We start from the raw sequence: 25,135 nt of genomic DNA on the forward strand, positions 1-25,135 counted from the left end.
AAACCCGTGATACAGTAACGAAGTGGACACGTGTTGTTCTCCTTCTGAAGTCGTTCACAACTCCAGAAAGAACACTCGTGTCCACGTTTTTTCAACCCCTGCGCACGCTCATTCCGGATGAACCGGAAATCCCCGCAGCCGACGACCCAGCAACTCCGCGATTTCTACAGGATCGCGGCGCCACAGTTACGATACCCGATCCTCTGGTTCGACCCGCCAGACCTGCATGCGATCGCGGAAGCATTTTCCACAGTCATTCAGGGCGAGAAATTAACCTGTTACGCCTGCGCCGCTCTGCGAAACCACGCGCATCTGCTGGTCCGCAAGCATCGCCTGAAATACGAGGAGATCGCCCACCGCCTCAAAACCGCCAGCGCCGACGTGCTTCGCAGGCGAAAAGACGCCGCCCTCACGCACCCGATCTGGAGTGCCGAGTCCTGCTCGGTCTACAAGGACAGCGTCGAGTCGATGCGAACCTGTATCCGCTACATCGACTCAAACCCGCCCAAGCACCACCTCCCGGCGCAACAATGGGAATTTGTGACGCCCTATGACGATTGGCCTTTTCATAGAAGCAGATAAAGTTGATTCCATTATCATCGTCGGCGCCATATGCTGACGGCGACAACATTGAAGGGGACAACGATGAAATCATGTGGATACGCGATATCGCTGGGGATCATGGCGGTGCTGTGTCTCTCGTGCGATCACGATGATTACCTAATCACAATGGAGGCCAGGGACGACTCCATGCATCGCCAGATTACCGGATGGACGCAGCATTCGACAGGTGCCGCATCACCCCAGTCGCAACTGGCGCCAGGCAAGTTGCGGTCGTTGGAGAACGCTTACTCAACCCGCCTGAGCAAACCCGGCGAGGTCCGTCAGACTTTTGCGGGGGCTTTCTCGGGGAAACTTCCGGGCGAGTTGGATGGGGCAGGCGAATATCGCACTTTTCGCACGCAGATGGGCAGCGTCACTCTCTACGTCGAGCGTTTCAAAGGAGGGGATGACCTGGGCGAACATATGGCGGGTCTGCTCAAGTCCGCTGACGCCATCGCGGAAATATTGAAAGGGTGGTTCAGCGAACACCTGGGGAAGGAAAAGGAGTTCCCCAAGCTCAAGGATTTCCTAGACCAGAATCTGCGCAAAGACATCAAGAACCTTGCGAATCTACCTGTTCATGTCCGACAACGGCCTGGTGACCGACAACGCCAACAAGCGGGAAATCGTCGCCCGAGTGGCTTTGTACCTCATGGAACACGGGTATGTCGCCGCAGATGACGCGCCGAAGATAGCACGAATCGCGTTGGATCCTTCTCTCGATGAAGAATCCAAAGCCAACCAGGCGATGGCCCTGTGCCGCACGTTCATTGCCTCCAGGATGGGCATCGACCCCGCCGACAAGCGACTGCGTTTCCTGGCCGATGCCCGGGCGACAGCGAAATCTTTTGAGGAATATCGCCGCAAAGAACAAGAAAACGAGGGAGTCTCTTCCTCCCGACCTGTCAGCAGCTCTCAATCTTCTGCCAACGATGGCGCCTTGCTGAGCGGACTGCTTTTATGCTTTCCGTTCGAGGCATTCGCAGGCAGTTCCCCTTTTCTCAGTCTGGCCGACAGTGCTTCCTTGTCCATCAGCCTGAAACTGCCTCAAGAGCCGCTGCTGAGCAATGGTAAGTGGGAAAAAAGTTCCAGCGCGGTCCGATGGAGTTTCCCGCCGGGGAATCGCCCCCTTGCCACAATCTGCTATGCAACATGGTGCAAAGTGGATGCAAAGTTCCAGAAGGATCACTTTGGCAAGGTAGTTCTCGATGGTCTGGCTCTGGTGAGATATTGCCTCTGGCGCGGCGGCCTGACCGCGGCCGAAGGCCGCCAGTGGGATGATTTTCTCAATTCTGTCAAGCCTGACAGTGCAAAGAGGCAACTCGAAGCTTTTCTGACGGCACATCGCTTGCCAACCACCCAACCCGCCCGGACTGAGCCTTCTTCGACGGACCCTGAGCAGCCGCCGTCGTATTTGGGCCAGGGCGCGGACATGATTCTGCCCTTGGAAAGCCAATAACAAGGTTTACCCGCGAACGATCTTGCGAATCTTGCGCATCCAGCGGGCTGTCGCCGGGGCGATGCTGCCGTCCATCAGGCAGCCCAGGTTCAGCGTCACCGCGCCGCCGCGCTGGACGCAGTGTTTGATATGCCCGCCGAACATCTCCGCTTCCCAAATCGGGTTATCCACGATCTTGCCGTTTTCGATCTTTCCACAGCCCCAGTTGCAGTCGGGGCTGTAAAGGGCGTGGTAGAGCAACCCATTTCCAGCACCGGCGGAGAAGAGAGCGCTGTCGCTCACGTCGTGGTAATGCTTGCGGTCGGGCGCGGCGGCGAGGGTCTGGAACACCTCGCCGGCCCAGAAATCCTGCGCCTGCGTCGGCACCGGGAACGCCCAGTGATTGAACGCGATCATGCGGCCGTCGAATCCGGTCCGCGCGGCCTTGAGGATCGTGTGGATGTCCAGGTGCCCCCACTTGATGTAGGGCTGATAGAACGAGTCGAGCCAGTACGCCGCGAGGTGCGGGCCGTAGTGCGATCCGACTTCCTCAAACATCCGGCAGCACAGGTCGACGTATTTTTTCATGCTCCGGCACGTTGACAGCGAGGCGAAGGTGGGGCAGTTGAGGTAGGCGCACATCCGCATGCTTCGCCGCTCGAGCTCGTAGCTCATCTCGGCCAGCAGGTCGCGCCGCGTCGTCGACCCGGGGTGGATCTTCTCCCAGAACTCCAGCGGGGCCGGGAAGTGCGGTTCGCCATGGTTGGCGGTGATGAAGACATACCGAGCGCCGGTGTCCTCGATCATGTCGGCCCAGCGTTTGACGTCGAAATCGTTCACCATCTGCTGATACAGTTTGGTGCGTCCCTTCAGGTCGCTGCGGCCGGGCTGCCAGTGGAACATCAGCCCGTACCCAAGCTGCGAGAACCACGCCGGGCTGGGCCGCTCGGCCAGGGCGGCGGCCTCGCGTGCGGCCAGGGCCTTTTGCGCCCGCACCGGCGTCAGCTCGATCGAGGAGACGTTGAGCGACTTGGGTTTTTTGCCCGTCGTTGCATGGACGCTGATCGTGACGGGCCCTTCGCGCAGCCGCAGCGTACCCGGGAGCGTCACGCGCTCGAAGTTGTAGTCGCGCTTATCCTCGCCCGTCCAGACCCCCCAGGTCTTGCCGATGGCCGCGGCGACCTCGCTTTTGCCTGCCGACACTCGCACCGCCGCCGGTTTGCCCGGCACCGAGCAGCACAGCGCCACCTGGTACTCGCCTGCCGCCTGAACGTCGGCCGCCAGATCTACCGACGCCTGCCCCTTCCACATGGCATACAGGTCGAAGTAGTACATCTCGGCTTCGCCGGTGAGGGCGGTCTTGTTGCGGATGTACAGGTGCGAGGTTTCGTCGGGGCGTATCGTGATTCGGTCGGCTCGAATGTTTCGCATGGGCCCATTGTCAATTTCCAGTTTCCGATATGCAATTTCCAATTGGAATCTGCGATCCGCAATCCGCAATCCGCAATCCGCAATCGTTCAGCGCGTGTTAAAAGGTGCATGAGAGCACGAGCGACCTACAGCGTCACAGTGGCCTTGGCTGCAATCCTGCTGGCTTCGGCGGTCTGGGCGTTTCCGCCTGAAAAGTCGTACGACCCGCGCCCGCTGTCTGCCGAGGCTGAAAAAAAGCTCACGACTGACAAGTTCTCGTTCGTGGTCTTCGGCGACACAAAGAACTCCAAGCACTTCCCCGGCGTGGTCAAACTGGCCGATAGCCTGGCCCCGACGTTCGCCCTGACCACCGGCGACATGGTCAAGTCCGGCCACGCGAGCCTGTATGATGACCTGGAGCGCACGGCCGGGCCGTTCATGCGCAAGTATCCCACGTGGCCGTGCGTGGGCAACCATGAACTGGCCACGGCGGAGGGCTGGGGGATGTACAAGGCCTTCCACGGCATCACGGCGTGGGACTACAGCTTCGACTTCCGCAACGCGCGGTTCATCCAGATCGGGGCTCCCAACGTCTGGGAAAAGCCCAACAAGATGAAATGGCTTGAAGAGCAGCTCGCCGAGGGCAAGAAGGCCGGGCGGCACCTGTTCATCTGGCAGCACCAGCCGCTCTACAGCGTCGGGCAGAAGCGCCCGCGCGAGGTGCCGGGCCAGCCCAACGACTTCACCCGCCTCTGCGACAAATACGGCGTGATCGCCGTCTTCGCCGGCCACGAGCACACCTACTACCGCACCTTCCGCGATAACGTCAGCTATATCACGCAGGCCCTGGCTGGAGCGCAGATCTACTACCTCAACCGCCGCGGCGAGGCCGTCGACGGCGACGTGTACTACGGCGCCCGCGGTAAGGAGTTCGGCGACACCATGCTCGTCCGCAACGGCGTGGAGAAGATTTACGCCAAGCCCCAGTTCATGGTCACGCAGATCTTCATCGACGGTGCGAAGATCAGCGGCAAGACTCTGGCTGTCGGCGGCGAAGTCATGGACGAGTTCACCCTGCTACCCCGTCCGACCACGCGGCCCTCCACGCGGCCGGCGACGCAGCCAAAAACAGATCCTGGATCCTAGGTCCCCAGATCTTTGGGAAAACGATCCTTGAGTTTCACGGGCATCTTGCCCGCGGGCGGGCAGAAGTCCCCAGCTTCTAACTCCGAACTGTCGCCTGGCGTTTGTGCTATAGTGGGCGCTCGAAATGGCAAAAGATCGTCTAAAAGGCATTGAGATCATTTACGAGGATCGCGATATCCTTGTTATCGACAAGCCGCCCAAGCTTCTTACGATCGCGTCGGCCACCGAAAGGGAGAAGACCGCCTACCATATTCTCACGGATTATGTCCGTAAGGGCTGCGCCAGGTCGCCCAGGCGCATCTTCGTCGTACACCGGCTCGACCGGGACACCTCCGGCATCGTGATCTTCGCCAAGACTCCTGCCGCCAAGAACTGCCTGCAGGACCAGTGGGACAAGACGGAGAAGCGATATCTGGCTGTCGTTTACGGCCAGCTGCCGGAGAAATCCGGGGTCATCACGTCGTACCTGGCCGAAAATGCGGCGCACGTTGTCTACAGCACGCAAAACGCATCGATCGGAAAGCTTTCCACCACCGTCTTCAGGGTCCTGAAGGAGACCCGAGACTTCAGCGCGCTGGAGATCGATCTGGCCACCGGCAGAAAGAATCAGATCCGCGTGCATCTGGCCGAAAAGGGCCACCCGGTGGTGGGCGACGCCAAGTATGGCAGGAAGAGCCGGATGCACAAACGCATGGCCCTTCACGCGCGGTCGATATCTTTCCTGCACCCCGGCAGCGGCAAGAGGATTGTGCTTGAGGCAAAGATCCCAGCCTGTTTCGCCAGCCTAGTGGGAAACATAAGCCTGCCCCCCCTGGAGCCGACCCAGCGGATTGTACGGCCATGAGCGGCGGACGCTGGACGGGCGGGTTTTGTGCGAGCGTGTGTGGGGATCGGGTCTTGTTTATGTCTCGAACGGCTCGCCAGCCGACGTTCTTCGGCGACGGCGACTGCCGGCAGTATCTTGATCTGATGCAGCAGTGGACTCAGCATCAGGTGGCGATCTGCTCGTGGGAGGAGTACCTGCGAGATGACAAAGACGCGCAAACGCTTGCCCAGGCGCTGCATTGGGGCAAGAATACAGGCCGCTGGGGTCGGTGGGATTCGTCAAGAAGCTTGAGGCCGCCCTGGGCCGCCCCTGCTCTCCAACCCCGGCGGCCGGCCTTCAAAAGCCAAGAAGAAGAAATGAAGATCGCGAAGACCTAGGTCGACTGATATACACTTCGCATCCGTGCGGGAATCCTCCGATCTTTGTTCTGAAAATGCGAAGCCGGGGGCCGGGAAAGTTGTTCGACCTGGAAGTGGAACTGCGACTACCGCTTGATACCGGGACGGAATCGGTGTAAGAAACCGCACGCCCGAAACGTGACGGGTCGTGAAATCCTTCCAGCGAGGCTTTGATGAGCAACATCGGTTCCCAGCAGCGCGATTACGAACGGTGCCGCCAGGTACACCTGGATTTCCATACCTCCGAGCACATGCCGGCCGTCGGCAGCAGGTTCGACAAGAAGAACTGGCAGGAGGCCCTGCGGCTCGGGCGGGTGAACCTCATCAACATATTCGGCAAGTGCCATCACTCGTGGTGCTACTACCCGACGAAAGTCGGCCGCATGCACCCGACGCTCTCGCACGACCTGCTGGGCGCTCAGATCGAGGCCTGCCACGAGATCGACGTCAAAGTTTCGACGTACATCACCGTCGGCTGGTCGGCCAACGATGCGCTGGAGCACCCGGAATGGATCCATCGCAACGCCGACGGCTCGATCTGCGGGTACGACCCGGCCAAGGTCAAGATGGACGACCCCAAGCCGATCGTCAACTGGTCGCTGCTGTGCCCGGTGGGTCCGTACCACCACCAGGTGATGGCTCATGTCGAGGAAGTCTGCCGGATGTATCCCACCGACGGGATCTGGCTGGACATCTACTCGATGACCCACGCGTGCTACTGCGACGCCTGCCGCGCCGGCATGGCCGCCGCCGGCGTGGATGCTTCCAATGAAGCCGCCGCCATGACCTGGCGCATCGGCGCCCTGCTGGAGCATCAGGGCAAAGTCGCCGCCCTGGTCGAGCAACTCAGGCCCGGCGCGACGATCTACTTCAACGGCACGACGCCCACGAGCATGAATGGGCTCTACAAGCACGCGATCTACCGGCACAACTCCAAGAACGACTTGGAAGACCTGCCCACCACCTGGGGCGGGTACAACAAGTTCCCGCTGCGGGCGAGGCTCTTCCACAACGTCGGCCGCCCCGTCGTGGCGATGAGCGGCAAGTTCCACACGATGTGGGGCGAGTTCGGCGGCTTCAAGCACCGCGACGCGATGAAGTACGAGGCCGCCTGCATGATCGCCAACGGCGCGCGGTGCAACTTCGGCGACCAGATGCACCCCGACGGCCACATGGACCTGTCCACCTACGCCAACATCGGCCACGCGTTCGAGTATATCGAGAAGATCGAGCCCTACGGCGTGCCGGGCGTTCCCGTCTCGAATCTGGCGCTGCTGCACAGCGAAAACGGCGAGGTCGACGAGGGCGCCGCGTCGATGCTGCTGGAGACGCAGACCGAGTTTGAGATGCTCCGCCCCGGCGCGAAGATCGACGAGCGCATCGACGTGCTGGTGATACCCGGCAGTCCCTGCATGGATGACGTCGCCGCGGCAATCGTCAATGCCTTCCTCGCCCGCGGTGGCAAGGTGCTGGCGATGGGCGCCGGCGCGCTCGACGCCTCGCGCAGCAAGTGCCTGCTGGACGTCGGGGCCGAATATCAGGGCGCAGCCGCCTACGCCAACGACTATACCCAGGCCGCTGCGGCGGTGGGGGAGGATCTGCCAGAAACGCCGTTCCTGAATTACGAAGCAGCCCTGAGATTCGCCCCGGCCGCGGGTACGCAGGTGCTGGCGGCGATCTACGAACCGTATTTCGACCGCACGTACGCCAAGTATTGCTCGCACCAGAACACGCCCAACCGCACGGAGCCGGCCGCCCACCCAGCCGCCTTCCGCAAGGGCAACGTGATCGTCACCGCGCACGACCTGGGCACGATGTACCACCGCCACGGCGCCAGGGTGCATCGCCAGCTCTTCCTCAATTGCCTGAAAGCGCTGTACACCCAGCCGATGCTCGAGACGACCATGCCCAGCGCCGGCCGCGCGACCCTGATCCACCAACCCTGCGACAATCGCTACGTCGCGCACCTGACGTACGCGACCCCAATGAAGCGAGGCCGCTGCGAGATCATCGAAGACATTGTCCCCCTGACCAACATCCCCCTGACCGTCCGCCTGCCGAAAAAGATCAAGCGCGTCTACGCTATTCCGTCCATGCAACCGCTTGCAGCGACGCCGGCGGGCGAAGCCATCAGCTTGACGATCCCCAGATTCGAGTGCCACACAGCGGTTGTTTTTGAGTATTGAAGGAAATAAGAGCCGTCCCGTGCCACTCTGCGGTAATTGTCTCTCTCTGCATCACGCTTCCAGGCGGGCCAGGAGTTGGCTGCAGCGCAAGACGCGGGCGGGGTCTATGCTGATCCCCAAGGGGTGGGTGGGCGTTGGGGCGGGCAGAGGTTTGAGTTTGCCCGCGTAGCCAAATCGCAGCGAGCGGGGGGTGAGATCTTCTTTCACCAGCAGGCGGCCGTAGTTGCCTTCAATGAACCGCGCGGGAGGGGCGTACTGCAGCAGGCGGCGCTGGGCGGCAGAGAGAATGCTGCTCTCGCCAACCATGGCGCCGCAGATCCAGGTGACGCCGGCGGCGGCTGCCCGATGGGCCAGCAGCAGCGAGTTGACGAGGCCGCCGTTCTTGCTCAGGCGGATATTCCACCAGATCTTCTGTGGTTCGGTCAGCAGCGTGTTGGCGTCGTCTTTCGTCAGCAGGGCTTCGTCGGCGATCAGCGGCAGCGAGCATTTGCGGGCGAGTTCGACAAACGCTGCCGCCGGGATGTATGCAGGCTGTTCGACGGCGCAGATGCCGAGGGCTTTGAGTTCTTCGACGCGTGCGGGCGTTTCGTCAATGTTCCAACCGCCGTTGACGTCCACGCGCAGGGTGCAGCCTCCGGCGTGGATATCCCGTCCGATCAGGCGCAGCACGGCAGCAAGGTTCTGGCGGTCGAGGTCGTCGCCCAGTCCGAGCTTGAGCTTGAAGTCGCGCAGTCCGGCCAGGCGCATCAGGCGGGTGCGTTTGGCGGTCTTGGCGACGTTGCGGCTGCCCAGAACTCCCGAGACTCGCGACTCGATAGTTCGGCGCAGCGGCGGCAGGCCGGTTGCGCCTTGGATGCGTCGCAGGCACGCCAGGTCCATCGCGCAGGCAGCGGCATTGATGCAGCGTCCGGAGGGGTCGGTTAAGGGCATGGCGAGATCAGGCAAACCATCGTTAGCGGCGGGGCTTGCCCCGCGCGTTTTAGGGTCTGGGGCACAACCCGTCGAGCAAGCTCGACCGCTAACGAAGGGTGGAGCATCTTGATCTGTAAGGGGCTTATCTGCCACATGCGGCCAGAGGATGTTTTCCAGGTCGGCGGCGACGGATTCGAGAGTTTCGCCGGTGACGTAGGGGCGGGGGAGGGTCTGGCCCCATCCGGCCAGACCGTCGGAGAATTCGACGCGAACGACGATAGACTCGGCGACGTCGCGCGTGGCGGCGGCGTGCTCGAAGGTGCGCATCGCCGCGGCGGACCGATAGATGAACAGGCGCTGCGGTCTGAACGTGGTCGTATTCAAGAGGTTGTGGGACCGGCGTCGCCCGAGGGCGATGAGGCCACAGGGGAGTTCTGGGCGGCCCGCATGCGGAGCTGTCCGAGCTTGTCTCGCACTTCCTGGGCCATGCGGCTGTTGGGATAGCTGCGGATGATTTCTTCGCCGACGGAGACGGCTTCGGCCCACTGCTGTTCGCTGACGCGGATGGCGAACTGGACGCCGAGGTTATGGAGTTTTGCGCGGAAGACGCCGCGGGCGCTTTCGCGCAGGGCGCCGGCTTCCTGGGGCGAGAGGTACTTGTCCAGTTCGGTCAGGAGCTGGATGCCCGCGTCGACGTCATTCTTACGGGTGGCTTCACCGTAGGCCTGAAGCAGTTCGCTCTTGCGTTTCTGGCGCGCCTGCTCGACGTGCCCGACCAGGGCGGCGATCTTGGGGTTGTCGGGGAAGAGGTTCTGGAGGCGCCGTGTTTCGCGCGTGGCCCGCGTCCAGTCGAAGCGGGCGATGATGCTCATCACGCGCCGCACGGCGGTGTCGATTTTCTCATCGAGCGAGGCCTTGCGGTTGGACTCCATTTCCTCTCGCAGGCGTGCGGCCTCGTCGGCGTAACCGAGCTTGGTCTCGATGGACTCCAGCAGCGACTGCGCCGAGCGGTAATCCTGGCGGATCAGGTCGGCGTGGATGGCTTCGCGGAAGGCCTCGACTTCGACCTCGTGGTACACCAGGCTCTTGGCCTGGTCGGAGAGCTTGCCCAGGTCGACCAGGGCATGCATCGAGTCCCTCTGGTCGGCGAAGATCGGCTCGATGTCCGCCAACCGGTCGGCCATCGCCGAAACGGCCTGTTCGTTGGAGACGACCACCTTGATCACGCCATACGTGGCGACGGTCCAGATGGCGGCCGCGATGGCGCAGATGATCACGCCGACGGGAACCAGGGCCTGGGCGAAGCGACCGTGATAGAGCGCGACAACCGCCAGCACTGCCGCCGCCAGCACGGCCAGCGCCAGTGCGCCAAGGGTGATCCAAAGGGCGGTTCGCGTGATTTTGACAACCCAATCGAACTGTCCGCTCTTATCGGCCATACCGTTATCCTTTCCTAATCCGGCCATCGCAGGGGACGGACGACATGCCAACGAAAGCACTGTAGCTTCCGCCGGCCTGTAAGTCAAATAGCAGCTCTCGGCTAACCGCTTTCGGCCGTCAGCTTAAAAACTTACCACAGAGGCACAGAGGGCTCAGAGGAAGAAGCATGAGCTGGAACGTCCGTTTTTGTTTCTTCCTCAGCGATCTCTGTGCCTCTGTGGTAATTCTCTTTGTGAAAGCTGGTAGCTGACAGCTTCCCACTGTAGCTATCGGCTGTCAGTATGCGTTAGGATAAGGCTATGCCCCGCGAACAGATGACCGACAAGCAGGTGTCCGCTTATCTGCAGATGGACCTGCGCGAGGTTCAGAAGCTCGCCTCGCGCGGGGTCATTCCCTGCCGCAAGAGCGGGCAGCGCCTGGTGTTCGTCAAGGGCGAGATCGACCACTGGGTCGAGCAGCGCCTCCACGAGATGGACCGCCGCCGCCTGCGCGACATCGGCCGAGGCGTCAGCGCGCATCACGGGTTCGACCACGAGACCCTGCTGGCGGCGCCGATGATCCCCATCGGTGGCATCGCCGTGCCCATGCACGCGCGGACGCGGGAGTCGGTCCTGCGCCACCTGGTGGGCCTGGCGGGCGAACTGATCTACAACGCCGACCACGTCCTGGCCGAAATCCGCGCCCGCGAAGAAATCTGCTCGACGGCGATGATTCCCGGCGTCGCCCTGCCGCACCCGCGCCACCCGCTGGAGTACGACATCGCCGAGAGCTTCGTAACCGTCGGCCTCACGCACAGCGGCGTGCCCTTCGGGGCCGTCGACGGGTCGTTGACGCGACTGTACTTTCTGATCTGCTGCAAAGACGAGCGCACGCACCTGCACGTGCTGGCCCGCCTCAGCGCGATGCTGCATGACGGTAAATTCGTGCAGGATCTGCTCGAATGCCCCGACAGCGATACGATGCGAGCGATGCTGCTCGAGCGGGAGGAGGTCGTGCTTTCCGGTGCGTGAACAACAAGACGACAACCGACACCAGGACCAGGCCGTTTCGGTGTATGAACAACAAGATAACAACCGACGACGAGGACGAGGACGACGACGAGGACGATAAAATTTGGTCGGCGCTATTGCGTCCCGAAAGGACACTTGGGGTCTAGCCGGGGGCGAAGCCCCCGGAAAGCGCCTGATGTGCCACCCGCCCCAAAGGGGCGGGCGGGTTCTCATTGCTCTGACAACCTGTCGCCCCTCCGGGGCGCCGATTCCATGGGGGGCGTTTTCGGGGGGCTGCGCCCCCGGCTAAATCCCCAGAGCCTCTTCGAGGCTCAAACGATCCAAAGATGCAGTAATGCGTACATAGGAACTCTTATGTCGTCCTTGTCGTCGGTTTCTTCTTTCCCAGCACGCGCCCATGCCATCTAACCGCACAAACTTGATCTTTGACGAAAGCTTTCTCGCCCGCTTGGGGCGGCTGAGGATGCTCGTCAAGACCCTCGCCCGCGGCGGCTCGGGTGGGCAGCAGCGAAGTCGCCAACTTGGCGATGGGCTCGAGTTCGCCGATCACCGTGCGTATGCCCGCGGCGACGACATGCGGTTCATCGACTGGCCGTACTACGCCCGCATGGAAAAGCTGCTGCTGCGGCTGTTTCACCAGCACCACGAGACGGACGTGGCGATCCTGCTCGACACCTCCGGTTCGATGGCTCCGTCGGGGCGGGAGGAGACCTTCTTCTACAGCCTGCGCGTGGCGGCGTGCCTGGCGTACGTGGCGATGACCAGCCTCAACCGCGTGACGATTTGGCCTTTCTCCGCCACCCTGGGCACTGAAATGAAAACCGCCCGCAACAGCGACCAGATCCTGCCTCTGCTGGAGTACCTGGCGGGCCTGGAATGCGGCGGCCACACGCACCTGCTGCGGTGCGTTCAGGAATACTGCCGGCGCGTTTCGCACCCGGCGGGGGTCTACATCATCAGCGACTTGCTCGACAGCCCGGCGGAGCTGTCCGACGCCCTGGCCTGCCTGCAGCAGCGCCCCGGCGAGAGCACGATCGTACACGTGCAGTCGCCAGAAGTCTCGCAACCCTCCTGGCGCGGTCCGCTGCTCTTGCGCGACGCGGAGAGCGCCCGGCCGATGACGGTGGATGTGAGCGATGAACTTGCGGCGGCTTACCGTCAGCGATGGCAGGCGTTCCAGGGCGGCTGCCAGCGCGTCGCCGCCGCCCGCGGCGCCACGTACATCGCCGCGCCGGTCGACGAGCCTTTCGAGCAGCTTATCCTTCTGACCCTCCGCAAGAGCGGGGTGTTGAACAGCAAATAGCAGACGGGCAAGAGTCGAGAAGAACGTTCAGACACATCTATTAGCGGCGGGGCTTGCCCCGCGCGTATCCGCGGGATCGACACCCGCGCCACCAGGCGTCGTTGCCCCCGCGGTTCTCAAAACGTTAGAATACCTGTTCTATGAAGAAGTGTCTCCCATGGTTGCTCATCGCAGTCTTGCCGATGGCGATGCTGTACCCGCTCTGGACGGATCCCGTCAGCGCGGGCGAAGACGACGTGATGTTCTTCTACCCCGCGCGCGTCATGGTCGGCCAGGCGCTGCGGGCGGGGCAGTGGCCGCTGACGGATCCGCTCGAAGGCACCGGCGCTCCGCTGATGGCTGATCCGCAGTCTGCCGTGCTGCATCCGGCGACGTGGTTGTTCGCGGTGCTCGAGGCGCCGCTGGCGTACAGCCTGTCGATCTTCATCGCCTTCGCGCTGGCCGGGGCGGGGGCGTATCTGTATCTGCGGACGCTCGCTCTGGCCCCGACGGCGAGCCTGTTCGGGGCCGTCGCGTTCATGTTCTGCGGGTTCATGGTCGGCCACCGCGTACACCTGTCGATGATCATGACCGCGGCCATGCTCGGCTGGATGCTCTGGTGCATCGAGCAGGCCGGTCCCAGGCCGCTGCGGGCGGCGCTGGTGGGGGCGCCGGTGATCTTCCTGGCGATCGCGGCGGGGCACTGGCCCACGCTCGTCCAGATGATGCTCGTCTGCGGGGCATATTTCCTGCTCCGTGCCAGGCCGTTTATCCGCGCGGCGACGGCGCTGCTTGCCGCCGGCGTAATGGCGATTCTGGCGGCCGCGCCGCAGATTGCGCAGACCCTGGCCGTGGCGCGCCAGAGTACGCGAACGGGCATTGGGTACCTGACCTTCGGCGAGAACAGCTTTTTCCCTCTTTCGGCTGTGATGGAATTCTTTCCGCTGATCTTCGGCACGCGCACGCCCAACGGCCTGTACAGTCAGCCGTGGTGGGGGCCCTGGCACCTATGCGAGACGCTGGGCTATGTCGGCCTGGCGACGCTGGTGTTGGCGGGGGCGTCGGTGTGGAAGCTTTACCGCAAGTCTTCGCCGCTGGCGGCGGCCCACGCTACCGCCAATCGGCTCGTGCGTGTCTGGACCTGGATCGGCCTGGGGGCGGCAGTTTGGATGCTGGGCTATTATCTGCCGACCTACCGCCTGGTGCATATGGTTCCAGGCCTGAGCCTGGTGCGCTGCCCGTCGCGCATGCTGCTGGCGGTGGACATGGCGCTGGCGACGCTGGCCGCAGTGGCGGTCAATCACGTCTGCGCTGCACGCATCCGGCGCGGCGCGAGCGTCTCGCCGGTGAGTCCCACGTCCGTCCAGGCCGTGGGGGAAGCACAGAAGAGCATGGGCGAGACGCCCATGCCACACAACAAGAGCATGGGCGAGACGCCCATGCCACACAACAAGAGCATGGGCGAGACGCCCATGCCACAGGGGAACACGGGCAAGATGCCCGTGCTACTCATGGGCGAGACGCCCATGCTACGGGCTATTCGCCGTGGCGCCACGTGGGTGCTCCCGGCTGTGATGCTCGGCGTGCTGGCGGTATTGGCGGGTCTGACCTTTGCGATGAGACTCTGGATGCCGCAGCGGCCTGACGGCATGGCGTTCATGGTTGGCTGGGCGGACGAGGCCGGCAAGTCGTTGCAGCCGGGCAGCCCGGCCATCTGGGTGCCCCTGGCGCTGACGGTCCTGACGATCCTGGTTGTGCGCGCCTGGCTGCTCCTGCCGCAGCGGCGGCAGCCTTTGCTCGTGGCGTTGCTACTGGCGGACTTGTTCTTCATCACGGCGTTTGTTGATGTTCCGGGCGGATCCAAGGCGCCAACAGAGCCTCCCGCCGCAGTATGGCTGCGAGAGCACGGCGACCTCGGGGGCTATCGCATCTGGTCGCTGGCGAGCGGCTATGCGGACCGTCCGGCGGAGTTGCTGCGGCCGCGGTGGGGGCAGCTCTACGGGTTTGCGACGATCAACTCCTACGGCCCGCTCAAGAGCCCGGTGCCGTCGCACGTGTTCGGATTTGGCCCCACCGGCGAGACGCCGGCCTGGAGAGAGTTGTTGGATGACAACTATCTCCTCAGCGCGTATGGCGTGAAGTACATCCTGGCGGCGGATCCGACCTTCCGGCGACATGTCGAGTCGGTGACGGTCGCACCGGCGACGGGCGTCGCGAAGCCGCAAGCGGAAATCCCTGGCGATAACTGGCAGCTCGACCGCGCGCGGCAGGAGGGCGGCGTCCTGACGCTGGAGTGCTCGAAGTGGGCTCCGGTGCCGCAGATTGCCCAAGCCGTGCAGGACGTGCCTTCCGGCAAGGGCACATATCGCCTTTCCTTCGATGCCCGCGCACCTTCCGGCGGGGCGGCGAATGTGCTGGGGGCAGAATTATCTGACCGGCGGACGATGACAGTGCCGGCAGAGCAGATTGGAGCCGACTGGCGGCATTTCGAGGCGACGCTCGAAAATTGCACGGACATCTTGCCCATGCAGGGGGGCGGGGAACACGACTGGGACGCCCGCGCTGCTTTGCGTCTATATTCGATGAGTGAGCGGCCTATCGAGGTGCGTAATATTTCACTGAGGGCGGGCGAGCGGTCGCGGCCGGTCAGCTGGGCGGGCTCGCCCCTGAAGCCCGGCGAGGCGGTCTATCGACTCGTGACGGAGGTGGCATCGCTTACCGGAGGACATCCGCCCGTAGCGATCTATGAGAACCGCTTCTGCCGCGATGCCGGCAAGATCCGCCTTGTTGACGCCGGGGAGGCCGAGGTCGAGGCGTTCCGGCATGGACGCGGGGTGATTGACGCGGACGGGAATATGCTCCTGCCGCGTCTGGGTCCGCCGTCGGGAGGCGAGATGACGTCGTCGGCGGCACGGGGGCCGGCCGCGGGTGCGGTTCTGTGGGTTGCGATGGCGTTTTCGGCGATCATAAAAAAATGGCGAACCGTGAAGCAGAAGAAGCCGTAACAGTTTTAAGCAAATGGGTTTGAAGGTCCACGCAGAAAATAAGGAGCTGTGAACAATGTCAAAAATGCATGGCAAATCTCGTGCGGTGATCGTATTGGTTCTGGCGGCAGTGGCGGCTGCCCTTGCGTACTACGTAGTGCCTGCGTATGTGAGCAAGATCGCCTATGCCGTCGAGAGTGGGCAGACGCAGGCCTTGCGAGACCAGCTTAAGCAACTCAGCCAGAACGACAAGCTCTCGCCGCTGTTTGTGGCGGTGGCCAAGGCGACCAGTCCTGCCGTGGTCGAGGTGCGCGTCACCAAGAAGATCACGATGGGCCAGATGCCCGATATGGAAAACATGCCCGAGTCGATGCAGGACTTTCTGCGCCGCTTCTTTGAACAGGAACCGGGCATGCCCTCGTCGCCGGGCGCGCCGGAGGCCAGACCCAATCAACCCCGGCAGCGGGAGTTTTTCTCTCGCGGGCTGGGCAGCGGCGTAATCGTCAATGCCAAGGAAGGGTACATCCTCACCAATAACCACGTCGTCAGCGGCGCCGATCAGGTCGAGGTGGTGCTGGCGAACCGGCAGACCGTCAAGACCGACTGGATCCGCACCGACCCGATGACGGACCTGGCCGTGATCAAGATCAGCGCCGCCAATCTCACCGACGCGCCTCTGGGCGACAGCGACACCATGCAGGTGGGCGACTGGGTCATGGCCATCGGCGCCCCGGAAGGCTTCCGCCAGACGGTGACGGCGGGGATCATTTCGGCCCTGGGCCGCACCACCGGGCAGCGCGGGTATGAGGACTATATCCAGACCGACGCGGCGATCAACCACGGCAACTCGGGCGGTCCGCTGGTGAACATGCGCGGCGAGATCATCGGCATCACGACGGCGATCATCTCGCGCACGGGTGTCAACGAGGGCATCGGCCTGGCCATTCCCAGCAAGACCGTCAAGAGCGTCATGACGCAGTTGATCGAGAAGGGCAAGGTCACGCGCGGGTACGTGGGCGTCTCGATTCAGAACGTCACGCCGCGCCTGGCCGAAAGCTTCAACCTGCCCAACGACAAGGGCGCCCTGGTGACGAAGATCGGTCCCGGCGGGCCCGCGGCTGCTGCGGGCATGAAGGAGCAGGATTTTATCGTCAAGGTCAACGGCGCCGACATCACCGACGTCAACACCTTGCGCAACGTCGTGGCCTCGCTGGAACCGGATAAGACCGTGCCGTTTGAAGTCTATCGCGACGGCAAGAAGATGACCCTCAACGTCAAGATCGCCGCCCAACCCAGCGACATGCTCGCCGCCATCACCGGCCGCAAGAGCGAGCAGGACCAGACGCCACAGGGTAAGCCGGCCGAACCGGTCACGGCCGAGCAGTTTGGCCTGACGGTGCGCCCGGTGACGCCGGAGATCGCCCGTGCGGCAGGCTACGCCAAGCCCGAGGAGGTCAAGGGCGTGGTCATCACCAACGTTCGCCAGGGCTCGCCGGCCTCCGACGAAGGGCTCCAGAGCGGGATGGTGATCACCGACGTCAACGGTAAGAGCGTGACGACGGCCAAAGAGTTCACCGATGCCACGTCCGACAAGAAGGGCGCGCGGATCCGGGCAATTACGCCCAACGGCGGCACGGCATACGTGTTCCTGACGCCAAGATAAGGGGCTAGGGGTAGGTCATAGGTCGTAGGGATCGGGTCTGGCCCGGCCCTATGGCCTACCCCCAATGGCCTGGCCGGCGTATAATACTTCGGTTTTGCAGCAGCTTCCGAATACTTGGGCGAAAGGAGCAACGGCATGTCGACGGTACACATCGGTGCGGCAGGAAAAGTCACGCGCCGCGATCAGGATCTCTTTTCATGGGTCGACAACGTCTTGACGACCACATATCACAAGTACGCCGCCGAGCGGGGATGGACGCCGTCGGTCAATCTGTACGAAGATTCGAGCGCCTATTTTGTGCTGGTGGATCTGGCGGGCGTGGACACAGCGGCGATCGACCTGAGCGTAGAGTCCGACCGACTGGTGCTCTCGGGCCAGCGGGAGATGCCCAACCCCCCCAGCAAGGAGAAACGCCTCCGCATGCACCTGATGGAGATCGACCATGGGCGATTTCAGCGGGCGCTGAAACTGCCGCCGGACGTCGATGCCGCCGAGATCACCGCCGGCTATCGACTGGGGTTTCTGACTATCCGCCTTCCTAAAAAGGGGTGAGTTGTGGCACGCGATAAAAGCAGAACAGAGATTACCGGCGATGACGACGCCGGAGCGGTTGTCGTTCCCGGCTCACGAAGCCCCGCCCAGGGCGAGGAAACCACCGTTTCCATCCCCAGCGAGGCGCCCGTGTTGGCCGTACGGAACCTGGTGCTCTTCCCCGGAACCGTCGTGCCGCTGTCGATTGGACGCGACAAGTCGCGACACCTGATCGAGAGCGTCCTGCCGGACCAGAAGGTCATCATCACCGTCTGCCAGAGAGATGCCAACGTCGAGGACCCGACGCCCGAGCAACTTTACCAGTTCGGCACGGCCGTCATGGTCCTCAAGCTGCTGCGCCTGGAGGAGAACACCCAGAGCATCATCGTGCAGGGTCTGACGCGAGTGCGAGTCGAGCAATGGCTGCAGACGCAGCCGTACTTCAAGGCCCGCGTCGCCGTGGCCAACGAACAGGCCGAGCAGTCTAACGAGATCGAGGCCCTGATGATCAACGCTCGCGACCTGGCGAGGCGCATCATCGAGTTGTCGCCCAACATTCCCGACGAAGCGGCCGTCGTGCTCAACAACATCGACACCGCCGGGGCGCTGAGCGACTTTCTGGCCACGAACCTCCAACTGGATGTGCCCGTCAAGCAGGAGATGCTCGAGGAGCTTTCGGTGGGGCGGCGGTTGCGGCGGGTCGTCAGCGAACTGCAGCACTACATCGAAGTGCTGCAACTGTCGCAGAAGATCCAGGACGACGTTAAAGCCAAGATCACCAAGAGCCAGCGCGAGATGTACCTGCAGGAACAGCTCAAGGCCATCCAGAACGAGCTGGGCCAGGGCGACGAACGCACCGTCGAGTTGGAAGACCTGCGCAAGAAGATCGACGCCGCCGGCATGCCCGAGGTGGTGCTCAAGGAAGCGGTGCGCGAGCTTGACCGGATGGAGAAGATCCCCAGCGCCTCGCCGGAATACCACGTCATCCGCACGTACCTCGACTGGATGATCGAACTGCCCTGGTCGGTCAGCAGCACCGACAAGCTCGAGATCGGCACGTCGCGCCGCATTCTCGACGAAGACCATTACGGCCTGGAAAAAATCAAACGCCGCATTCTCGAGTTCCTGGCCGTGCGCAAGCTGGCGCCCGAGACGCACGGGCCGATCCTGTGCTTCGTGGGCCCCCCCGGCGTGGGCAAGACATCGCTGGGCCAGTCCATCGCCCGCGCCATGGGGCGAAAGTTCATCCGCATGTCCCTGGGCGGAATGCACGACGAAGCGGAATTGCGCGGACACCGCCGCACCTACATCGGCGCCATGCCCGGACGCGTCGTGCAGGAGATTCGCAAGGCCGGCACCAACAATCCGGTCTTCATGCTCGACGAGTTGGACAAGGTCGGCGCCGACTTTCGAGGCGACCCCACCAGCGCCTTGCTGGAGGTGCTCGACCCAGCCCAGAACAACACTTTCCAGGACCACTACCTCAACGTGCCTTTCGATCTGTCCAAGACGCTGTTTATCGGTACGGCCAATTACATGGCCCCGGTGCCCCCGGCGCTGCGCGACCGCATGGAGGTCATCGAGCTGCCCGGATACACCCGAAGTGAGAAGCTCGAGATCGCCCGGCGATACCTCGTCAAGCGGCAGCTCGACGACAACGGCCTCAAGAGCGCCCAGGTCACCTGGCCGGACAAGGCGCTGCTGGAGATCATCGACAGCTATACCCGCGAAGCGGGCGTGCGCGAGCTGGAACGACAGATCGGCGCTGTCTGCCGGGCTGTGGCGGCGCTAGTGGCCGAAGGCAAAGAGCACGAGCGCCGCATCGACAGCAAGTTCATCGCCGAGACCCTGGGACCGCCGCGATTTGAAAACGAACTCGCCCAGCGCACCAGCGTGCCTGGCGTGGCCACCGGCTTGGCGTATACGCCTACCGGCGGCGAGATCATCTTCATTGAGGCGGCGGGATACCCCGGCAAGGGCAACCTCACCCTCACCGGGCAGATCGGCGACGTGATGAAGGAGTCGGCCCAAGCGGCGCTAAGCCTCATCAAGAGCCGCGCCGCCGACCTGCACGTGCCGCCGGCGAGCCTGGCCGAGACCGATATCCACGTGCATGTGCCCGCCGGCGCCGTGCCCAAGGACGGCCCCTCCGCCGGCGTGGCCATGTTCACCGCCCTGGCCAGCCTGCTGATGAACAAACCGGTCCGCCACGATGTGGCCATGACCGGCGAGATCACCCTGCGAGGGCTCGTCCTGCCCATCGGCGGCGTGAAGGAAAAAGTCCTCGCCGCAAAACGAGCCGGCATCAGTGTCATCGTCCTGCCCGAGCGAAATCACAAGGACCTTGTGGACGTCCCGGCCGACGCCCAGAAGGATCTCAAGTTCGTCTTCGTCAAGACCGTCGACGACGTGCTCAAAGCCGCCATGGATGTGGCCGCCGAGCCCGCCCCGCCCGTGCGGCGAAAGCACAAGAAACGAAAGTAGAATGGATCTGCGCATGGGCTGATCCAATAATCGACATTCGCAATGAGTTCAGCGTCAGGCCTGCCTGGAAGGCGGTCCGTCACAGCGAGACGAAGTTCGAGAGGATCTGCAAGCCCACCGCCTGGCTCTTCTCGGGGTGGAACTGCGTGGCGAAGATGTTGTCTTTCCAAACGGCCGAGACGAAGTCGTAGCCGTAGTCGGTGGTGGCGGCTACCACCGCGTCTTCCATCGGCACGACGTGGTAGCTGTGGGCGAAATATGCATAGGCGCCGTCGGCGATGCCGCGGAACAGAGGGCAATTGCCCCGCAGGCGCAACTGGTTCCAGCCCATGTGGGGCACGGCCAGCCGCCGACCGCCCAGTCCGTCCCAGTCGAACCGCACCACTTTGCCCGTCAGCAGGCCCAGGCCCGTGTGCTGGCCGAGTTCGTATGAAACGTTGAAAAGCATCTGCAGCCCCAGGCAAAAGCCCAGGTACGGCACGCCGCCGCGAACGGCCTGGACGATGGGCTCGACCAGCCCCTGTCGGCGGAGCTGTTCGATGGCGTCGCCGAAGGCCGCCACGCCCGGCAGGACGATCTTCGATGCCCCGAGCAATTCTCCCGCCGTGCGCACCAGCCGCGCGTCGCCGCCGGCGCGCTGCAAGGCCTTGTGTACGCTGGCGAGATTGCCCATGCCATAATCTATCACTGCGATCATGCGTATTGTTTTACCACAGCGGGCGCGAAAAAACTACGTTCCCAAGGCCACAGGCCATGATCAAGCAGGCTTGACGTTACTTGTTTTCCTTCGCCGCCAACTGCTTCATGAGCGTCTCTATTTCTGCCCGCAACCGTTCCCGCTCCTTGATCGATTCGGTTCGCTGTCTCTGCAGCTCATCTGTAAGCCTGGCGACATCTTCGTTCATGCGTTCCAGAGCCAGAGCAGAGTGCCGGGCCTGCATTTCCATGACCTTGATTCTCTTGTACTGTTCCTCACACGGAGATTGCAGAGCTTGCTGATTTGGGGCGTTCTCCTTGGGCTGGTTGTTGCAGCCGCACGCGCTAAGGAGAATGGCGCCAGCCATTGCCACTTTCAATGCACTCGACATTTGCAGTTCCTTCCCCGACAGTCTCTTCCCGGAACGGGAAAGACATGTCCATGAATGGCATAAATGGATAAAGGAAAGACATCCCGCTCGCCAGCCGGATATTTCACCGTGGAGATCTCGCAGAGACCGCAGATGCAGAAACTTATCGTTCGCTTCTCTGCGGTCTCCGCGGTCTCCGCGGGGCATGCAATTATTGGATGGCGATCTCGACGCGGCGGTTCTTGGCCTTGTCGTTCTTGCTCTTTTCCGGGCTGACCAGCGGGCGATCGAATCCGATGCCCTGGGTCTCGATGTCGCCGGCCGCAATGCCGTGGCTGACGAGGTACTGCTTTACGGCGTTGGCGCGGGCGGTGGAGAGTTCGTAGTTGTCTTTCCACTTGTTGCGGGACTTGTTGATCGGGTCGCCGTCGGAATGTCCGATGACCTGGATGCGGGCGCCGCGATGCTTGCTCTTGATCGTCGCGACGATCCGGTCGAGTTCGGCGCTCTTGGTCTGGGTGAGGCTGGCTTGTCCGGGTCCGAAAAGCACGTCGCCGGCCACTTCGCCGATGATCTGCCTGCCGCCGCGAGCGGGCCGGACGCGGGCCGGACCGCCGTCAACCGGTTCGCGGTATGTCCGGCCGGTAGTGTTGCCGCCGGCGGCGGTCTGCTGACCGATCATGCCTTCGAGCTCGATCGCCCGGGCGCGGGCGGCTTTGAGTTCGACTTCCTTGGCGTCCATGGCCTCGACGGCCTTGGCGTACTGCATGCGGGCTGTTTCAATTTCCTTGGTCAATTCGGTCTTCTGGCGCAGCAGTTCATCACGATCGCGGGTCAGGAAGGTGATCTGTTTGTCCTTGGCCTGGGGATCGCAGCCGAGGGCAATGAGGAATGCAAAGGCCGACACTACCGCCAGAGAAATCGTTCGCGCGCTCATCGAGGTATCCTTTCGTAAGTCGCCCGCTGTCCACGAGGGGCGAGAACACACTACAGAATCATCCCTGAGCCATCCGGTCAAGCAAAATGTGGCACGGGACGCGGGGCAAAAAAAAAGCCCGCATGCGAGAGTCTCGCCTGCGGGCTGGGTTGGGTCACGTAACGGAGCGGGGCCAGCCCGCCGCGTCAGGTTGCCTCAGCGGATGACCTTGATCTCCACGCGGCGGTTCTGCCGCTTTCCGGTGGGGCTGCTGTTGGAGGCCACGGGCTGGTCCGGGCCCACGCCCATGGTCTCGATGTCGGCGCTGACGCCGCGGCTGATGAGGTACTGCTTGACCGCCGCGGCGCGGGCATTCGACAGGTCATAGTTGCTGGCCCATTTGCTTTTCTTGATCGGGTCGCTATCGGTATGTCCGATGACCTGGATGCGGCTGGCGCCTCGCAGGCGCGAGACGATGCTGTCCAGTTCGCGGCTGCGCCCGGAGAGGGTGGCCTTTCCGGAGGCAAAGAGCACGTCGCCCTCGACGCTGGCCCTTTCTCCGACTTGCATCTGATCATCGCGGGGGCGTTCGCCGACTTGGCTTCCGCGGGCCTTGAGGGTTTCATTTTCAGTCTGGAGGCGTCGGGCCTCGGCCTGGGCGGCGGCGAGCTGGTCCTGGGCACCGCGGGCGGCGTCGGCCTGGGCCTGGAGTTCGGCCTGGCGGGCCTGGGCCTCGCTGAGCTGTTTGCTCAGTTCGTCTTTCTGTTGAGTCAGAAGCTGCTTGTCGCGGAACAGGGCCTTGATCTGGGCGTCCTTTTTATTTTCGCAACCGGCGGCGAGGGCGACGAAAAGCGATACGACGATGACGCTGATCATTTTTGCATGGCGCATGGCATTTTCCTTTCGTGATCCGGCTTTTCACGGGCCGGGGTCAATAGTCTATGCCGCGGTGGGGCTTTTTGTCAGATAAATCGACCACCGACCCCAGCGGCAAATTTTGCGCTAAGGATTGTACAGGGTCCGGGCGGGGCGATGCAAGAATTTCTGCATTTGGAATTGGCCCGCCCGGCCCGGGTATCCACAGCCACTTAACAGCTTATCAACAACGAATGCCCAAGCGGAGGGTAGGGGAAAGGTTAGAGGTTCCATCTAACCTCTCCCTCACCGTATCAGGCCTGTGGCGGGCCTGACCTACGGAGCAGCCGCACGGCGTGCCGCAGCAACCGCACCATCAGCACCATCACCACCCCGCCCACCGCTGAGAAAAAGACCAGCAGTAGCGTGTTGACGTCGACGGCAGGGCCGTATGCGGTGATGCGAGAAACATTTCCCCACTGCAGCAGCACGAACAGAATCGCCGCGGCCAGCACCAGCACGCTGATGCCCAGGTACACGTATCCTTTGATCGAGTTGATCGACCTCATGGGCTCTATCCTTTTCCGTTGATGACTACCCGACAAAAGCGCGGCCGTGGAACAGGCCGATGAACCAGTCATAGAACAGGATTACTACCAGCGTCGCCATGGCCAGCCAAGGTCCGTACGGCAGTTCGCGCTGGCGCCGTCCCAGCCAGAGTTTGGCTGCCCAGACCAGGGCGAACAGCGGGGCCACGAAGAACGCCAGCGTCGGCACGACCCACCCGCAGACCGCCCCGACCATAGCAAGGATATGCACGTCGCCCAGTCCCATCGCTTCTTTTCCGAAACCCAGTGTACCCAGGATGCGGATGCCCCAGACCAGCGCCCCGCCGACGAGGTATCCAAACAGCGCCGCCTGGAAGGCGCCGATCCGCGGGGCGAAGAACTGGCCGACGACGTCCCCGTCGGTCAGGCCCCGCCACCAGGCGCCGGCTTCGGGCACGCGCGTCACGACGAGATACGCCGCGGTCGCCAGGACGATGGCCGGACCCAGGAACAGCACCTCGCGGAGAACTTCTTTGCGCGGATTGACGCCGGCGCTCTTGGTGACGGCCACCGCCACGCGGGGCTGGCCCGGCGGCGGGGCGGGCGCGTCGGTGGCGTCGACGAAGGACGGTTGGATCAGCCCTCGCTTCTGGAGGATGATGGCCAGCACCAGCCCCAGAACCGCCGCCACAGACATCGCCCCCAGGGTCGCCGGCACGGGCGGCATGAAATTAGGGGTGGGGGGCTTGGCCGTGGCGGCGACGATCCCCACGATCGAGACGAACCAGCACACCTCCAGCGGCACGATCCAGCTTTCGATGTCGACCGCTGAGCAGACAAGCAGCCCGCCCAGCAGGACCGCATAGGCGGCGAACGTCGGCCAGCTATGCTGCACGCCGCGCAGCCCGTCGCGAATCTCCAGCACGTAGAAGCACAGGTACAGGCCCACCGCCAACGAGGCGGTCAGCGCCTCGATCATCAGGTACCGCGGCGAGATCGGTTCGTCGCAGAAGCGGCACTTGCCCCGCAGCAGCAGCCAACTGACGATCGGGACGTTGTCGTACCATCGGATGGCGCGGCCGCACTTGGGGCAGTGGCTGCCGGGAAAGACGATGCTCTCGCCGCGCGGGAGGCGGTAGATGACGACATTGAGAAAGCTGCCCACGCAAGCGGCCAGGGCAAACAGGAAAATGATCACGACTACATGCACCATCCGTGGGCTCCCTAAAGCTGGCGAAACTGCCCAGACAGTACCACTGCCGAAGGACGGATGCAACAGCCGACGAAGGAGAAGAAAACCGAAGAAGAAGATCCTAGAGCATCTAGCGATCATCTGTAGCGTATCCGCAGCTACGGAAGTAGCCTTGGCACTCCTCCGCGCTCACGGCCCTGAGAGCTTGGCCGATCACACCAATGAGTTCCTCCAACGTACGCCC

General features: G+C 63.0%; 22 protein-coding genes. 13 read left to right on the forward strand and 9 right to left on the reverse strand.

The genetic code is table 11. The features are described 5' to 3' along the window. The first annotated feature begins 117 nt into the window (after positions 1-117). The 3 genes from ABFD92_05500 to ABFD92_05510 all read left to right on the forward strand — a co-directional run bounded on the left by ABFD92_05500 (position 118) and on the right by ABFD92_05510 (position 2,062). Positions 118-582, forward strand: a complete 465-nt coding sequence (locus ABFD92_05500; protein ID MEN6503973.1) for a transposase — start codon at positions 118-120, stop codon at positions 580-582. Between the two features lie 63 nt (positions 583-645). Beyond that, positions 646-1,284: a hypothetical protein gene (locus tag ABFD92_05505; protein ID MEN6503974.1), complete on the forward strand. Its 639-nt coding sequence runs from the start codon at positions 646-648 to the stop codon at positions 1,282-1,284. Beyond that, positions 1,184-2,062, forward strand: a complete 879-nt coding sequence (locus ABFD92_05510) for a hypothetical protein (GenBank protein MEN6503975.1) — start codon at positions 1,184-1,186, stop codon at positions 2,060-2,062. The genes ABFD92_05505 and ABFD92_05510 overlap by 101 nt, the downstream gene beginning before the upstream one ends. Positions 2,063-2,068: 6 nt before the next feature. On the opposite strand, the gene ABFD92_05515 is transcribed toward ABFD92_05510, so the two are convergent. Continuing rightward, positions 2,069-3,472: an alpha-L-fucosidase gene (locus tag ABFD92_05515; protein ID MEN6503976.1), complete on the reverse strand. Its 1,404-nt coding sequence runs from the start codon at positions 3,470-3,472 to the stop codon at positions 2,069-2,071. A 108-nt stretch (positions 3,473-3,580) separates the two neighbouring features. Between ABFD92_05515 and ABFD92_05520 the strand changes: the two genes are divergently transcribed. The 4 genes from ABFD92_05520 (at position 3,581) to ABFD92_05535 (ending at position 8,007) form a co-directional block, all read left to right on the forward strand. Further along, a complete protein-coding gene (locus ABFD92_05520; protein ID MEN6503977.1) occupies positions 3,581-4,597 on the forward strand; it encodes a metallophosphoesterase in 1,017 nt (338 codons plus the stop codon). A gap of 124 nt (positions 4,598-4,721) precedes the next feature. Further along, on the forward strand, positions 4,722-5,441 hold the full coding sequence (locus ABFD92_05525) for an RluA family pseudouridine synthase (GenBank protein MEN6503978.1): 720 nt from the start codon (positions 4,722-4,724) through the stop codon (positions 5,439-5,441). 59 nt (positions 5,442-5,500) lie between these two features. After that, positions 5,501-5,800: a hypothetical protein gene (locus ABFD92_05530; GenBank protein MEN6503979.1), complete on the forward strand. Its 300-nt coding sequence runs from the start codon at positions 5,501-5,503 to the stop codon at positions 5,798-5,800. Between the two features lie 194 nt (positions 5,801-5,994). Continuing rightward, positions 5,995-8,007, forward strand: a complete 2,013-nt coding sequence (locus tag ABFD92_05535) for a hypothetical protein (GenBank protein MEN6503980.1) — start codon at positions 5,995-5,997, stop codon at positions 8,005-8,007. A 51-nt stretch (positions 8,008-8,058) separates the two neighbouring features. On the opposite strand, the gene ABFD92_05540 is transcribed toward ABFD92_05535, so the two are convergent. Together ABFD92_05540 and ABFD92_05545 are read right to left on the reverse strand one after the other, a co-directional pair. Continuing rightward, positions 8,059-9,303, reverse strand: coding sequence for an enolase C-terminal domain-like protein (locus tag ABFD92_05540; protein MEN6503981.1), 1,245 nt, complete (start codon positions 9,301-9,303; stop codon positions 8,059-8,061). After that, complete coding sequence (locus tag ABFD92_05545; protein MEN6503982.1) at positions 9,300-10,358, reverse strand: hypothetical protein; 1,059 nt, start codon at positions 10,356-10,358, stop codon at positions 9,300-9,302. The genes ABFD92_05540 and ABFD92_05545 overlap by 4 nt, the downstream gene beginning before the upstream one ends. Positions 10,359-10,658: 300 nt before the next feature. Here ABFD92_05545 and ABFD92_05550 point away from each other — a divergent pair, with 300 nt between their 5' ends. The 6 genes from ABFD92_05550 to lon all read left to right on the forward strand — a co-directional run bounded on the left by ABFD92_05550 (position 10,659) and on the right by lon (position 20,313). Beyond that, complete coding sequence (locus ABFD92_05550; GenBank protein MEN6503983.1) at positions 10,659-11,369, forward strand: PTS sugar transporter subunit IIA; 711 nt, start codon at positions 10,659-10,661, stop codon at positions 11,367-11,369. Between the two features lie 397 nt (positions 11,370-11,766). Next, entirely contained in the window at positions 11,767-12,672 is a 906-nt protein-coding gene (locus tag ABFD92_05555; GenBank protein ID MEN6503984.1) for a DUF58 domain-containing protein, read from the forward strand. 140 nt (positions 12,673-12,812) lie between these two features. Beyond that, entirely contained in the window at positions 12,813-15,656 is a 2,844-nt protein-coding gene (locus ABFD92_05560) for a hypothetical protein (GenBank protein ID MEN6503985.1), read from the forward strand. A gap of 55 nt (positions 15,657-15,711) precedes the next feature. Next, positions 15,712-17,298, forward strand: coding sequence for a Do family serine endopeptidase (locus ABFD92_05565; protein MEN6503986.1), 1,587 nt, complete (start codon positions 15,712-15,714; stop codon positions 17,296-17,298). 135 nt (positions 17,299-17,433) lie between these two features. Beyond that, complete coding sequence (locus tag ABFD92_05570) at positions 17,434-17,850, forward strand: Hsp20/alpha crystallin family protein (GenBank protein ID MEN6503987.1); 417 nt, start codon at positions 17,434-17,436, stop codon at positions 17,848-17,850. Positions 17,851-17,853: 3 nt separating this feature from the next. Continuing rightward, a complete protein-coding gene (lon, locus tag ABFD92_05575; GenBank protein MEN6503988.1) occupies positions 17,854-20,313 on the forward strand; it encodes an endopeptidase La in 2,460 nt (819 codons plus the stop codon). Positions 20,314-20,392: 79 nt separating this feature from the next. On the opposite strand, the gene hisH is transcribed toward lon, so the two are convergent. The 6 genes from hisH to ABFD92_05605 all read right to left on the reverse strand — a co-directional run bounded on the left by hisH (position 20,393) and on the right by ABFD92_05605 (position 24,912). After that, on the reverse strand, positions 20,393-21,010 hold the full coding sequence (gene hisH, locus ABFD92_05580) for an imidazole glycerol phosphate synthase subunit HisH (GenBank protein MEN6503989.1): 618 nt from the start codon (positions 21,008-21,010) through the stop codon (positions 20,393-20,395). A 76-nt stretch (positions 21,011-21,086) separates the two neighbouring features. Continuing rightward, entirely contained in the window at positions 21,087-21,401 is a 315-nt protein-coding gene (locus tag ABFD92_05585; GenBank protein MEN6503990.1) for a hypothetical protein, read from the reverse strand. Between the two features lie 190 nt (positions 21,402-21,591). Continuing rightward, on the reverse strand, positions 21,592-22,317 hold the full coding sequence (locus ABFD92_05590) for an OmpA family protein (protein ID MEN6503991.1): 726 nt from the start codon (positions 22,315-22,317) through the stop codon (positions 21,592-21,594). A gap of 195 nt (positions 22,318-22,512) precedes the next feature. Beyond that, positions 22,513-23,187 carry an OmpA family protein gene (locus ABFD92_05595; protein MEN6503992.1) on the reverse strand — a complete coding sequence of 225 codons (675 nt, stop codon included), beginning with the start codon at positions 23,185-23,187 and terminating at the stop codon, positions 22,513-22,515. Positions 23,188-23,465: 278 nt separating this feature from the next. After that, positions 23,466-23,720, reverse strand: coding sequence for a hypothetical protein (locus ABFD92_05600; GenBank protein ID MEN6503993.1), 255 nt, complete (start codon positions 23,718-23,720; stop codon positions 23,466-23,468). Between the two features lie 25 nt (positions 23,721-23,745). Continuing rightward, positions 23,746-24,912, reverse strand: a complete 1,167-nt coding sequence (locus tag ABFD92_05605) for a prepilin peptidase (protein ID MEN6503994.1) — start codon at positions 24,910-24,912, stop codon at positions 23,746-23,748. Positions 24,913-25,135: the final 223 nt, after the last annotated feature.

This window comes from Planctomycetaceae bacterium (assembly GCA_039680605.1).
Taxonomy (GTDB): domain Bacteria; phylum Planctomycetota; class Phycisphaerae; order SM23-33; family SM23-33; genus JAJFUU01.